Annotated in this window: 11 protein-coding genes; 10 read left to right on the top strand and 1 reads right to left on the bottom strand. The window is 69.5% G+C overall.

Annotated features, from left to right (window positions below):
• Positions 1 to 31: 31 nt before the first annotated feature.
• From atpA to IM770_RS07075, 5 genes are all read left to right on the top strand, one after another.
• Positions 32 to 1,669, top strand: coding sequence for a F0F1 ATP synthase subunit alpha (gene atpA / locus IM770_RS07095; RefSeq protein WP_203580449.1), 1,638 nt, complete (start codon positions 32 to 34; stop codon positions 1,667 to 1,669).
• A 21-nt stretch (positions 1,670 to 1,690) separates the two neighbouring features.
• Complete coding sequence (locus IM770_RS07090; protein ID WP_203580448.1) at positions 1,691 to 2,587, top strand: F0F1 ATP synthase subunit gamma; 897 nt, start codon at positions 1,691 to 1,693, stop codon at positions 2,585 to 2,587.
• Between the two features lie 34 nt (positions 2,588 to 2,621).
• Positions 2,622 to 4,070 (top strand): F0F1 ATP synthase subunit beta, encoded by a 1,449-nt coding sequence (atpD, locus tag IM770_RS07085; protein ID WP_203580447.1) that lies wholly within the window; start codon positions 2,622 to 2,624, stop codon positions 4,068 to 4,070.
• Between the two features lie 2 nt (positions 4,071 to 4,072).
• Positions 4,073 to 4,333, top strand: a complete 261-nt coding sequence (locus IM770_RS07080; protein WP_203580446.1) for a F0F1 ATP synthase subunit epsilon — start codon at positions 4,073 to 4,075, stop codon at positions 4,331 to 4,333.
• An 88-nt stretch (positions 4,334 to 4,421) separates the two neighbouring features.
• A complete protein-coding gene (locus tag IM770_RS07075; RefSeq protein ID WP_203580445.1) occupies positions 4,422 to 5,171 on the top strand; it encodes a YaaA family protein in 750 nt (249 codons plus the stop codon).
• Positions 5,172 to 5,174: 3 nt separating this feature from the next.
• Here IM770_RS07075 and IM770_RS07070 read toward each other — a convergent pair whose 3' ends face one another.
• Complete coding sequence (locus tag IM770_RS07070) at positions 5,175 to 5,627, bottom strand: DUF4282 domain-containing protein (RefSeq protein ID WP_203580444.1); 453 nt, start codon at positions 5,625 to 5,627, stop codon at positions 5,175 to 5,177.
• A gap of 182 nt (positions 5,628 to 5,809) precedes the next feature.
• Here IM770_RS07070 and IM770_RS07065 point away from each other — a divergent pair, with 182 nt between their 5' ends.
• From IM770_RS07065 to IM770_RS07045, 5 genes are all read left to right on the top strand, one after another.
• Positions 5,810 to 6,709: a large exoprotein gene (locus IM770_RS07065; protein ID WP_203580443.1), complete on the top strand. Its 900-nt coding sequence runs from the start codon at positions 5,810 to 5,812 to the stop codon at positions 6,707 to 6,709.
• Positions 6,710 to 6,798: 89 nt separating this feature from the next.
• On the top strand, positions 6,799 to 7,779 hold the full coding sequence (locus IM770_RS07060; protein WP_203580442.1) for an aldo/keto reductase: 981 nt from the start codon (positions 6,799 to 6,801) through the stop codon (positions 7,777 to 7,779).
• 146 nt (positions 7,780 to 7,925) lie between these two features.
• Entirely contained in the window at positions 7,926 to 9,659 is a 1,734-nt protein-coding gene (locus IM770_RS07055) for an ABC transporter ATP-binding protein (RefSeq protein ID WP_203580441.1), read from the top strand.
• The gene (locus IM770_RS07050; RefSeq protein WP_203580440.1) at positions 9,656 to 11,701 is read left to right on the top strand and encodes an ABC transporter ATP-binding protein; all 2,046 of its coding nucleotides are present in this window, start codon (positions 9,656 to 9,658) and stop codon (positions 11,699 to 11,701) included. Before IM770_RS07055 ends, IM770_RS07050 begins: the two co-directional genes overlap by 4 nt.
• A gap of 64 nt (positions 11,702 to 11,765) precedes the next feature.
• Positions 11,766 to 12,602 carry a PP2C family protein-serine/threonine phosphatase gene (locus IM770_RS07045; RefSeq protein ID WP_203580439.1) on the top strand — a complete coding sequence of 279 codons (837 nt, stop codon included), beginning with the start codon at positions 11,766 to 11,768 and terminating at the stop codon, positions 12,600 to 12,602.
• Positions 12,603 to 12,714 lie beyond the last annotated feature (112 nt).

Below are 12,714 nucleotides of genomic sequence, written 5' to 3'. Positions count from 1 at the left end.
GGGGCCGAGGCCCCATGAACGAAGGAAAACAATGGCAGATCTCTCTATCAGCCCCGACGTCATCCGTGACGCGCTGAAGGACTTCGTCGCCGCTTACGAGCCCACCGGGGCAGCGGCCACCGAGGTCGGCACCGTCGTCGACGCCGCTGACGGCATCGCCCATGTCGAGGGCCTGCCCGGCGTCATGGCGAACGAGCTCGTCACGTTCGAGGACGGCACGCAGGGCCTCGCCCTGAACCTGGACGAGCACGAGATCGGTGTGGTCGTCCTCGGGGACTTCGCCGGCATCGAGGCCGGCCAGCAGGTCACGCGCACCGGCGAGGTGCTCTCGGTGCCCGTCGGCGACGGCTACCTGGGCCGCGTCGTCGATCCGCTCGGCAACCCGATCGACGGCCTCGGCCAGATCGCCACGGTCGGCCGCCGCGCCCTCGAGCTGCAGGCGCCCGGCGTCATGCAGCGCAAGTCGGTGCACGAGCCGCTGCAGACCGGCATCAAGGCGATCGACGCGATGATCCCGGTCGGCCGCGGCCAGCGCCAGCTCATCATCGGCGACCGCCAGACCGGCAAGACGGCCATCGCGATCGACACGATCATCAACCAGAAGGCCAACTGGGAGTCGGGCGACGTCACCAAGCAGGTGCGCTGCATCTACGTCGCCATCGGCCAGAAGGGCTCCACGATCGCGGCCGTGAAGGGCGCGCTCGAGGACGCCGGCGCACTGGAGTACACGACGATCGTCGCGGCTCCGGCATCCGACCCCGCGGGCTTCAAGTACCTCGCGCCGTACACCGGCTCGGCCATCGGCCAGCACTGGATGTACGAGGGCAAGCACGTCCTGGTCATCTTCGACGACCTGTCGAAGCAGGCCGAGGCCTACCGCGCCGTGTCGCTCCTGCTGCGCCGCCCGCCGGGCCGCGAGGCCTACCCCGGCGACGTCTTCTACCTGCACTCGCGTCTGCTCGAGCGCTGCGCGAAGCTCTCGGACGAGCTGGGCGCCGGCTCGATGACGGGTCTGCCGATCATCGAGACGAAGGCGAACGACGTCTCGGCGTACATCCCGACCAACGTCATCTCGATCACCGACGGTCAGATCTTCCTCCAGTCCGACCTGTTCAACGCCAACCAGCGTCCCGCGGTCGACGTCGGCATCTCGGTCTCGCGAGTCGGCGGCGACGCTCAGGTCAAGTCGATCAAGAAGGTCTCCGGCACGCTCAAGCTCGAGCTGGCCCAGTACCGCTCGCTCGAGGCGTTCGCGATGTTCGCCTCCGACCTCGACGCCGCTTCGCGTCGTCAGCTCGCCCGCGGTGCGCGACTGACCGAGCTGCTCAAGCAGCCGCAGTACTCGCCGTACCCCGTCGAGGAGCAGGTCGTCTCGATCTGGGCCGGCACCAACGGCAAGCTGGACTCGATCGAGGTCGAGGACGTGCTGGCGTTCGAGCGCGAGCTGCTGGACTACCTGCGTCGCAACACGACGATCCTCGACACGCTGCGCGACACGAACGTCCTCGACGACGACACGGTCGCGGAGCTGACGAAGAAGACCGACGACTTCATCCTCGAGTTCCAGGCCGGCAAGGGCCAGGCCATCGGCAAGCCCGGCCACGAAGAGGTCGCGGCGGCGCAGGCCGACGACGTGAACCAGGAGAAGATCGTCAAGGGCCGCCGCTGAGGCGGGCCTGGGCTAGCAGACATGGGCGCACAACTCCGGGTCTACAAGCAGAAGATCTCTTCTGCTCAGACGACCAAGAAGATCACGAAGGCGATGGAGCTCATCGCGGCTTCGCGCATCCAGAAGGCGATGGCGCGTGTGCGCGCGTCGTCGCCCTTCGCGCGGGCCGTGACGCGTGCCGTCTCCGCCGTGGCGACGCACTCCAACGTCGATCACCCGCTGACCGTCGAACGCGAGACGATCCGCCGCTCAGCGGTCGTGATCTTCTCGTCCGACCGCGGCCTCGCGGGCGCCTTCAACTCGCAGATCCTCCGCGAGGGCCTCGAGCTCGCGCAGCTGCTGCGCGAGGAGGGCCGGGAGCCGGTGTTCTACCTGGTCGGTCGCAAGGCGGTCGGGTACTTCCAGTTCCGTCGCATGGAGGCCGCCGCGGAGTGGACCGGTGACACCGACACGCCGCACTTCAGCACGGCCGAAGAGATCGCTGCCACACTGCTCGACGCGTACGACCGCGGCGGCGAGGAGAACGGCGTCGACGAGATCCACCTCGTCTACAACCGCTTCGTCAGCATGATGACGCAGTCGCCCGAGACGGTGCGACTGCTTCCGCTCGAGGTCGTCGAGGCGGAGGAGTCCTCGTCGGCCGCGGTGTACCCGCTGTACGAGTTCGAGCCCGACGCAGAGACCGTGCTCGACGCGCTCCTGCCGGTGTACATCCAGAGCCGCGTCTTCAACGCCCTCCTGCAGTCGTCGGCCGCGAAGCACGCCGCGACCCAGAAGGCGATGAAGTCGGCCAGCGACAACGCCGACAAGCTCATCACCGACTACACGCGCCTGCGCAACAACGCGCGTCAGGCCGAGATCACGCAGCAGATCGCCGAGATCGTCGGCGGTGCCGACGCCCTCGCGTCGGGCAAGTGATCGCGCACCCAGACCACACGAAAGAGAAGAAGCCATGAGCCTCACCGCTGACAAGACCGAGACGGCGGTCGTCGGGCGCGTCGCCCGCGTCACCGGCCCCGTCGTCGACATCGAGTTCCCGCACGACTCGCTCCCCGACATCTACAACGCGCTGAAGACCACCATCACGATCGGCGGCGACCAGGCCGAGATCACGCTCGAGGTGGCTCAGCACCTCGGCGACGACCTCGTCCGCGCCATCTCGCTCAAGCCGACCGACGGCATGGTCCGCGGCCAGGAGGTGCGCGACACCGGCGGCCCCATCACGGTCCCCGTCGGCGACGTCACCAAGGGCAAGGTGTTCAACGTCACGGGTGACGTGCTGAACGCCGCCGAGGGCGAGACCATCGAGGTCACCGAGCGCTGGGGCATCCACCGCCAGGCGCCCTCGTTCGACCAGCTCGAGTCGAAGACCGAGATGTTCGAGACCGGCATCAAGAGCATCGACCTGCTCACCCCGTACGTGCAGGGTGGCAAGATCGGCCTGTTCGGCGGCGCCGGCGTCGGCAAGACGGTCCTCATCCAGGAGATGATCCAGCGCGTCGCGCAGGACCACGGCGGTGTGTCGGTGTTCGCCGGTGTCGGCGAGCGCACCCGTGAGGGCAACGACCTCATCGGCGAGATGGAGGAGGCGGGCGTCTTCGACAAGACCGCGCTCGTCTTCGGTCAGATGGACGAGCCGCCGGGGACGCGACTGCGCGTCGCCCTGTCGGCCCTCACGATGGCGGAGTACTTCCGCGACGTGCAGAAGCAGGACGTGCTGCTCTTCATCGACAACATCTTCCGCTTCACCCAGGCCGGCTCCGAGGTGTCGACGCTGCTCGGCCGCATGCCCTCCGCGGTGGGCTACCAGCCGAACCTCGCCGACGAGATGGGCATCCTCCAGGAGCGCATCACCTCGACGCGCGGTCACTCGATCACGTCGCTCCAGGCGATCTACGTGCCCGCCGACGACTACACCGACCCGGCGCCGGCAACCACCTTCGCTCACCTCGACGCCACCACGGAGCTGTCGCGCGAGATCGCGTCGAAGGGTCTGTACCCGGCCATCGACCCGCTGACGTCGACGAGCCGCATCCTCGACCCGCGCTACATCGGTGAGGACCACTACCGCGTGGCGACCGCTGTGAAGCAGATCCTCCAGAAGAACAAGGAGCTTCAGGAGATCATCGCGATCCTCGGTGTCGACGAGCTCTCGGAAGAGGACAAGATCGTCGTCGCCCGCGCGCGCCGCATCCAGCAGTTCCTCTCGCAGAACACCTACATGGCGAAGAAGTTCACCGGTGTCGAGGGTTCGACGGTCCCGATCAAGGAGACCATCGAGTCGTTCGACGCGATCGTCAAGGGCGAGTTCGACCACGTGGCCGAGCAGGCGTTCTTCAACGTCGGCGGCATCTCCGACGTCGAAGAGCAGTGGGCGCGCATCCAGAAGGAGAACGGCTGATCATGCCGCTCAACGTGAGCCTCGTCTCCGCGGATGCGGAGGTCTGGTCGGGGGAGGCATCGCTCGTCGTCGCCAAGACGGTCGAGGGCGAGATCGGCTTCATGACCGGTCACGAGCCCGTGCTCGCGATCCTCGCCGAGGGCCAGGTGCGCATCACCCAGACCTCGGGCACGAAGATCGTCGCCAACGCGCAGGACGGCTTCCTGTCGATGGAAGGCGACGACCTCACGATCGTGGCCGGAAACGCCGCGCTGATCTCCTGATCCACCGCTTGTCCCACTCGGCCGATCCCTTCGGGGGTCGGCCGAGTGCTTTTCCTCCTCGCCGCACCCGGCCTCATTCCGGAGAATCATGCTGATCCTGCTGCCGCCGTCCGAGACCAAGAGGTCGGGCGGGCGAGGTGCTCCACTGGACACGAGTCGGCTCGCCCTGCCGGCGCTCGCGCCGCACCGCGACACGGTCGTCGACGCAATCGTGGCGCTGTCTGCCGACGAGGACGACGCCGCCCGCGTCCTCAAGCTCGGCCCCACACAGCGCGGTGAGGTCGCCGTGAACGCGGCGCTGCGCGACGCGCCGACGATGCCGGCGATCGACCGCTACACCGGCGTGCTGTACGACGCGCTGGGCGCGGCATCCGTCTCCACCGCCGGCCGGCGCTGGCTGGGAGCCCACGTGCTCCTGCATTCCGCACCGTTCGGCCCGGTCGGCGCCCTCGACCCGATCCCCGCGTACCGCCTCGGCGCGTCGACCGCGCTTCCGGGCGTGCCACCGCTGCGCCGGCTGTGGGCCGCCGATGTGACAGCGGCCTTCGCGGCGATGCAGCCCCGGTTCGTGCTCGACCTCCGGTCTGAGGCTTACGTGGCGCTCGGCCCGGTGCCCGCTGACGTGCCGTCGCGGTACGTCCGCGTCGTGAGCGAAGGCGCCGACGGCACGGTGCGCGCGCTCAACCACTTCAACAAGCATGCCAAAGGGGCACTCGTCCGGCGGCTGGCGGAGGAGCGCCCGCGGATCTCGTCGGCGGCGGGTTTCGTGCGATGGGCGGATGCCGCTGGCCTGCGCGTGCGCGAGTCCGGCGTGGGCGAACTCGAGCTCTACGCGTGACGGTCAGCGCCGCGTGTGCTGCGCGGTGCGCTCGGTGTTCTCGGCGATGGCGATCAGCGCCACCACTGCCTCAATGACGAAGCGGAGCAGGATGATCGAGAGGAACGTGATCACGGGCACCACGATGACCGTCGCGATCAACCCGCTGATCCCCGCTCCGACGTTGAGCCACATCACCGAGATCGCGCTCCAGATGCCGCCGACGAAGTAGACGATGAAGCCGATGCCGATCGCGATGAGCCCGACGAGGTAGAAGACGCTCGCGAGGCGGCGGGTGATGAACGTGCGGAACGACAGGTCGAAGAGCGCGGAGAAGAACCCCCTGCCCACGTCGGACGCCTCGCCGCGGACGGGGGGAACGCCGGTGTCGTCGGGATCGGCGGCGCGGGCGGCCTCCGCTGCGGACTGCGGGGGCAGCGGCGGCGGGGTGGAAGCGGAGGGAGTCGGATCTGTCATGGCGGCCCTTCGGTCGAGTTGTGCTCAGGCTATCCACACCGCGGCGAGGGGGCCATCCCCCCGAAACGGCGTCAATGCTGACGGTCAGCTGGGAGCGTCGCTAGCATGTGTCCAGCGGAGCAGGGGTTCCGCGGTCGCGTCCCGACGCGACGCCCATCGACTCTCTCGGAGGTCGCTTCACCATGGATTACAACGACGGCGGCGGGCTCGGGGCGCTCATCGCGTTCTGGCTGATCATCGGACCGTTCCTCCTCCTGCTCGCCCTCGCCGGGTACATCATCGGCGCCTGGTTCCTCATGAAGGTGTTCGACAAGGCGGGTGTACAGGGGCGCTGGCGCGCATGGGTACCGGTCTACAACTCGATGGTGGCGGCCAAGCTGGGCGATCTGTCGCCCTGGGTCATGCTGGGGGCGATGCTGATCGCGGGCTTCCTGGGACAGATCCCCGGCATCGGGTGGATCCTCAGCCTCGTCGGCCTGGCGGCCTGGGTTCTCGCCGGCTGGCGCATCGGCGCGAAGCTCGGCAAGGAGTGGCCGCTGCTGCTGCTGTGGCTCATCCCCGGGATCGGCACGCTCATCTGGCTCGGCATCCTCGCGTTCGGCAGCTCGCGCTGGAACCCGAACATCACGCCGTCGCCGTGGCGCAACTCGTTCCTCAAGGACACCACCGTGTGGCAGGGAATCCCGGTGCAGCCCGATCAGAACGTGGCTCAGGCGGGTCCCGGAGCAGGCTACCCGCCGGCGGCGCCCGGCTACGGTGCGCCCGCCGGCTACCAGCCGCCCGCCGGCTACACGCCGCCCCCCGCTCCTGCCGCGGGCTACGACGCGCCGCCGGCACCGCCCGCCGGCTACACGCCGCCGCCCGCACCGCCTGCTCCGGCCGCGCCCGCCGCACCGCCGGCCGGCGCCGAGCCGCCCGCGCCGCCGGCGGCGGAACCGCCGGTCGCCCAGCCGCCGGCGGCGGAACCGCCGGTCGCGCCGCCCCCGGTCACGGAGCCTCCGGCCACCGAGCCGCCCGCCGGCGAACCGCCGGCGACCGAGCCGCCCGCCACGCCGCCGGCACCCGGCACCCCGCGGCCGTAGTACCCGCCTCGACAGCCCCTCGCCCTGCGGCGGGGGGCTGTCGCGTGCGGCCGGGGTCGCGGCATCCGTCACCCGGCTAACGTGGAGGCATGACCTCGACTGTTCCGCTGCGCCGGGTGGGCGCGTCCGGCCTCCTCGTCTCCGCCGTCGGCCTCGGCTGCAATAATTTCGGCCGGCCCGGCACCCGCACCGAGACCATCGACGGGACGCGATCCGTTCTCGACGCGGCGATCGACGCCGGCGTGACCTTCCTCGACACCGCCGACATGTACGGCGGCGAGCCCGGCCTGTCGGAGACGCTGATGGGGGAGGCGCTCAAGGGCCGCCGGGACGAGGTCACGCTGGCGACGAAGTTCGGCCACCCGGGTCGCGATATGGGGTACCCGCCCTCGGGCGCGAAGGCCTCGCGGTCGTACGTGCGACGTGCGGTCGAGGCATCCCTCACGCGTCTGCAGACCGAGTGGATCGACCTCTATCAGCTGCACGTGCCCGACGACGAGACCCCGCTGGAAGAGACGCTCGAGGTGCTGAGCGATCTGGTGCGCGAGGGCAAGGTGCGCTACATCGGCCACTCCAACTTCTCGGGCTGGCAGATCGCCGAGGGGCACTTCACCGCGCTGATGCGCCACGGCGTGCCGTTCGTCTCGGCGCAGAACGAGTACAGCCTTCTCTCGCGGGGTTCCGAAACGGACGTGCTGCCCGCCGTGCGGCGCTACGGCCTCGGCTTCTTCCCCTACTTCCCGCTGTACAACGGTCTGCTGACCGGCAAGTTCACGCGGGATGCCGCGCCCTCCGACACCCGGATCATCCGCCAGCGGCGCCACCTCTACGACGACGCGCCCTGGGACGCCCTCGAGGCGTACCAGGCGTTCTGCGACGAGCGCGGCATCACCATGCTGGAGGCGACCTTCGGCTGGCTGCTGGCCCAGCCGGCGCTGTCGAGCGTGATCGCCGGCGCCACATCGCCCGAGCAGGTGCAGGCCAACGCGGCGGCCGCGACGGCGTGGACGCCGGGGGCGGCCGATCTCGAGGCGATCGACGGGTTCTTCCCGCCGCTGTCCGCCGCCTGACGCTGCTCGGGCGGGCCCGGACGCTCGCTCGGGCGAGTTCGCCGACGGCGTAGGGTGCGGCTTGTCGGTGGGACGCGTGCAGGCGTAGCGTCGCTATCCGTGCGCGGTCCGCGGGAGCGGAGGTCTCCGCGCTCGAAAGGACCGCCGTGCTCGGCAAGCTCCTGGTGCGCTATCTCCGACCCGCCTGGCCCCTCATCGTCGCCGTCGTCGTCTTCCAGCTCGCACAGTCGATCGCGTCGCTGTGGCTGCCGACGCTGAACGCCGACATCATCGACAACGGGGTCGTCACCGGCCACATCCCGTACATCTGGTCCACCGGCGGCGTGATGCTGATCGTGAGCCTGGTGCAGGTCGTCTGCGCGATCGTCGCGGTCTACTTCGGCTCGCGGCTCGCGATGGGGATGGGCCGCGACCTGCGCGGCGATCTCTTCCACCGCGTGGTGGCGTTCTCGCAGCGCGAGGTCGGCCAGTTCGGCGCACCGTCGCTCATCACCCGCAACACCAACGACGTGCAGCAGGTGCAGATGCTGGTGCAGGTGTCGGCGACGCTGATGATCTCGGCTCCGATGCTGGCGATCGGCGGCGTCATCATGGCCGTCAGCCAGGACGCCGGGCTCTCGTGGCTGATGGCGGTCTCGATCCCGGTGCTCCTCGTCATCGTCGGACTGATCGTGTGGCGCATGGTGCCGGCCTTCACCCAGATGCAGGCGCGCATCGACCGCGTGAACCAGATCATGCGCGAGCAGCTGACCGGAATCCGCGTCGTGCGCGCGTTCGTGCGCGAGCGCCATGAACGGGCACGCTTCGAGACGGCGAGCGACGACGTCAAAGACACCGCGCTGCGCGCCGGCAACCTGATGGCGCTGATGTTCCCGGCGGTCATGCTCGTCATGAACGTCTCGAGCGTCGCGGTCATCTGGTTCGGCGCGTTCCAGGTGCAGGAGAACGGCGTGCAGATCGGCACGCTCTTCGCCTTCCTCACCTACCTCATGCAGATCCTCATGGGCGTCATGATGGCGACCTTCATGTTCGTGATGATCCCGCGGGCCGCGGTCTGTGCGAACCGCATCGGCGAGGTGCTCGAGACGGCGCCGTCGGTGTCGGCACCGCGGGCTGCGGCATCCGCTCCGGCCCCTGCCGGGCGCATCGAGTTCGACCACGTCGACTTCGCGTACCCCGGCGCCGAGGAGGCCGTGCTCCACGACCTGACGTTCGCGGTCGAGCCGGGCACCACGACGGCGGTGATCGGCTCGACGGGGTCGGGCAAGACGACCCTCGTGAGCCTGGTGCCGCGGCTGTTCGACGTGACGGCCGGAAGCGTGCGCGTCGACGGCGTCGACGTGCGCGACTACGATCCCGACGAGCTGTGGACACGGGTCGGGCTCGTGCCGCAGCGCGCGTTCCTCTTCTCGGGCACGATCGCGTCCAATCTCCGCTACGGCGACCACGACGCCACCGACGAACAGCTGTGGCAGGCGCTCGAGCTCGCGCAGGCGGCGGACTTCGTCCGCGCCCTGCCGGAGGCACTCGACGCGCCCATCTCCCAGGGCGGCACGAACCTCTCGGGCGGCCAGCGTCAGCGGATGGCGATCGCCCGTGCGCTCGTCAAGCGCCCTGAGGTCTACATCTTCGACGACTCGTTCTCGGCGCTGGATCTGCGGACGGATGCCGCGCTCCGCCGCGCACTCGACACGCACCTGCCCGACGCGACGCGACTCGTCGTCGCGCAGCGGGTCTCGACCATCCAGCACGCCGATCAGATCGTCGTGATCGACCACGGCCGCGTCGTCGGGATCGGTCGGCATGACGACCTGGTCGACACGTGCGAGACGTATCGCGAGATCGTCGAGTCGCAGCTCGCAGCGGAGGCGGCGGCATGAGCGGCCAGACGCGCGGCGCGCAGCGGATGCCGATGCAGCGCGGCCCGATGGGGCAGGCCTCTGGCGGCGAGAAGGCGCAGAACTTCGGTCCGAGCGCGCGACGCCTGCTGGCGACGCTCCGCGCCGACATGCCGCAGCTGATCGTCGTGCTCGTATTCAGCATCCTGTCGGTCACCCTCTCGGTGATCGGCCCGAAGCTGCTCGGCGAAGGCACGAACGTCGTCTTCGCGGGCTTCCTCTCCCTGCAGATGCCGCCGGGCATGACCAAGCAGCAGGTCGTCGACCAGCTCGTCGCCTCGGGCAACCAGGACCAGGCGAACATGATCGCGGCCATGGACTTCGTGCCCGGCGCCGGGATCGACTTCGAGCAGCTCGCGCGCATCCTCGCGCTCGTCCTGGCCGTGTATGTCTTCGCGAGCATCTTCGGGTGGCTGCAGGCGCGCATCCTCAACGGCGTCGTGCAGCGGGCGATGCACCGCCTCCGCATGCAGGTGGAAGACAAGGTGCACCGCCTGCCCCTGTCGTACTTCGACCGCGTGCAGCGGGGCGAGCTGCTCAGCCGCGTGACGAACGACGTCGACAACATCGGGCAGACCATGCAGCAGACGCTGTCGCAGGTGGTCATCTCGCTGCTGACGGTGATCGGCGTGCTGACGATGATGTTCCTCATCTCGCCGCTGCTCGCGGTCATCGCCCTCGTGACCATTCCGCTCACGATCGTCATCACGGTGCTCGTGGCCAAGCGCTCGCAGAAGCTCTTCGTGCAGCAGTGGAAGACGACGGGCGTCTTGAACGCGCGGGTGGAGGAGACGTTCTCGGGTCACTCGGTCGTCAAGGTGTTCGGCCACCAGCGCGAGGTCGAGGCGGACTTCCGCGCCGAGAACGACGAGCTCTACCGGGCGAGCTTCGGCGCGCAGTTCCTGTCGGGCGTGATCATGCCGGCCATGATGTTCGTCGGCAACCTGGTCTACGTCGCGATCGCGGTCGTCGGCGGGCTGCAGGTCGCGGCGGGGCTCATGTCGATCGGCGACGTGCAGGCCTTCATCCAGTACTCGCGCCAGTTCACGCAACCGCTCAGCCAGCTCGGCTCGATGGCGAACCTGCTCCAGTCGGGCGTGGCGAGCGCCGAGCGCGTCTTCGAGCTGCTCGACGAGGAGGAGCAGACGCCGGACGACGACCCGGCCGAGACCGCGCCCGACTCGGCGAGCAGCCTCGAGTTCGAGGACGTCTCGTTCCGGTACGTCGCCGACAAGCCGCTGATCGACGAGCTGACGCTCGCGGCGCGGCCGGGCAGCACAGTGGCGATCGTCGGTCCGACCGGCGCCGGCAAGACGACGCTGGTGAATCTCATCATGCGCTTCTACGACGCCGACGCCGGCCGGATCACGCTCGACGGCGTCGACACGCGACGCATGACGCGGGACGACCTGCGGGCGCGCACGGGCATGGTGCTGCAGGACACCTGGCTGTTCGCCGGGACGATCCGGGAGAACATCGCCTACGGGCGCCCCGGCGCGTCCGACGAGGAGCTGGTCGCCGCGGCCACCGCCGCGTACGTCGACCGGTTCGTGCACGCTCTGCCCGACGGATACGACACGATGCTCGACGACGAGGCGAGCAACCTCAGCGTCGGCGAGCGGCAGCTCGTGACGATCGCGCGGGCCTTCCTCGCCGATCCGCGCATCCTCATCCTCGACGAGGCGACGTCGTCGGTCGACACGCGCACCGAGCTGCTCATTCAGCGCGCGATGTCGCGGCTGCGGGAGGATCGCACGGCCTTCGTCATCGCGCACCGGCTGTCGACCATCCGCGACGCCGACCTCATCCTCGTGATGGAGGACGGCGCGATCGTCGAGCAGGGCTCGCATGACGAGCTGCTCGCGGTCAAGGGCGCGTACTGGCGTCTGTACAACGCGCAGTTCGAGGGCGCCGTGGACGACGATGAGGCGGTGCCGGTGCCGTCGGTGCCGCTCGCACCCCCGCCGACGACGGCGCAGATCGTGGTCGAAGCGCTCGCGGAGTCGGAGGACGCCGTCGACTGACCCACTAGTATGTGAGGACGCGGGGGCGAAGGGCTCCGGCGTCATCCGACGGGGAGGACAGGGCGTGCCCGAGGTATCCACCCAGTCGATCGATGTTCCGGTCCCCGGTGGCGTGCTCGAACTCTCGTGGGCCGCGGTCACCGACACCGGTCGCCGGCGCGAGGTGAACCAGGACGCAGTGTTCGCCGCGTATCCGCTGTTCGTCGTCGCCGACGGCATGGGCGGCCATGTGGGCGGCGAGATCGCCAGCGCGAGCACCATCGACCGGCTGCGCGCCGTCGCCGACAGCGGTCACGTCAACCCCAAGTCGATCGAGAAGGCGCTCGCGCGCGCCGTCAAGGACATCGCGTCGCACCCTGAGGCCACCGACGACGGCACGGGGACGACCGTGACCGGCGTCTTCCTCGACACGTCGGGGGATGCCGCGCACTGGGTCACCCTCAACATCGGCGATTCGCGCGTCTATCTGGTGCGCGACGGCGCCATCGCGCAGGTCACGACCGACCACTCGGTCGTGCAGGAGCTCGTCGCCGCCGGCCGGCTGAGCCCCGAAGAGGCCGAGAACCACCCGTACGGAAACGTCATCACGCGCGCGGTCGGACCCAGCGAGGGCGTCAAGCCTGACTACGTCCGCCTGGATGTGGCGCAGGGCGACCGGTTCGTGATCTGCTCGGACGGGCTCACCAAGGAGCTCACCGACTACGGCATCCGGCACTTCCTCGAGGAGAACGCCGATCCCGCCGACGCGGCCTCCGCGATGATGGAGGCGGCGCTCGAGAACGGCGGGCGCGACAACATCACGATCATCGTCCTGGACGTGGGACGCCCGGCCGGGTCGGCCGACGAGGCCGCGAGCGACGAGGATTCCGCGGCCGACGAGGCAGCAACCGACGAGGACTGATCCGGTGCCTCGGCCGCCCGGCGCGGCCGCCCGGCGCGCGTCGGAGGCCGCTTCCTCCACAGGTGGGGGAGTGGCGTCGGCTTTCCACGGATCCGCGTCGGCGCGTGTGGGC

Origin of the sequence: Microbacterium hibisci, assembly GCF_015278255.1 — a bacterium.
GTDB classification, from domain to species: domain Bacteria; phylum Actinomycetota; class Actinomycetes; order Actinomycetales; family Microbacteriaceae; genus Microbacterium; species Microbacterium hibisci.
The sequence above is the reverse complement of the archived record's forward strand: the minus strand, read 5'-3'. Positions and strand labels throughout refer to the sequence as shown.

Excerpts from the sequence above, each read along its gene's own strand:
- IM770_RS07070 (WP_203580444.1), bottom strand. The coding sequence starts at position 5,627 with ATGACAGATCCGACTCCCTCCGCTTCCACCCCGCCGCCGCTGCCCCCG.
- IM770_RS07075 (WP_203580445.1), top strand. The coding sequence starts at position 4,422 with ATGCTGATCCTGCTGCCGCCGTCCGAGACCAAGAGGTCGGGCGGGCGA.
- IM770_RS07060 (WP_203580442.1), top strand. The coding sequence starts at position 6,799 with ATGACCTCGACTGTTCCGCTGCGCCGGGTGGGCGCGTCCGGCCTCCTC.
- IM770_RS07065 (WP_203580443.1), top strand. The coding sequence starts at position 5,810 with ATGGATTACAACGACGGCGGCGGGCTCGGGGCGCTCATCGCGTTCTGG.
- IM770_RS07050 (WP_203580440.1), top strand. The coding sequence starts at position 9,656 with ATGAGCGGCCAGACGCGCGGCGCGCAGCGGATGCCGATGCAGCGCGGC.
- IM770_RS07090 (WP_203580448.1), top strand. The coding sequence starts at position 1,691 with ATGGGCGCACAACTCCGGGTCTACAAGCAGAAGATCTCTTCTGCTCAG.
- atpD (WP_203580447.1), top strand. The coding sequence starts at position 2,622 with ATGAGCCTCACCGCTGACAAGACCGAGACGGCGGTCGTCGGGCGCGTC.
- IM770_RS07080 (WP_203580446.1), top strand. The coding sequence starts at position 4,073 with ATGCCGCTCAACGTGAGCCTCGTCTCCGCGGATGCGGAGGTCTGGTCG.
- atpA (WP_203580449.1), top strand. The coding sequence starts at position 32 with ATGGCAGATCTCTCTATCAGCCCCGACGTCATCCGTGACGCGCTGAAG.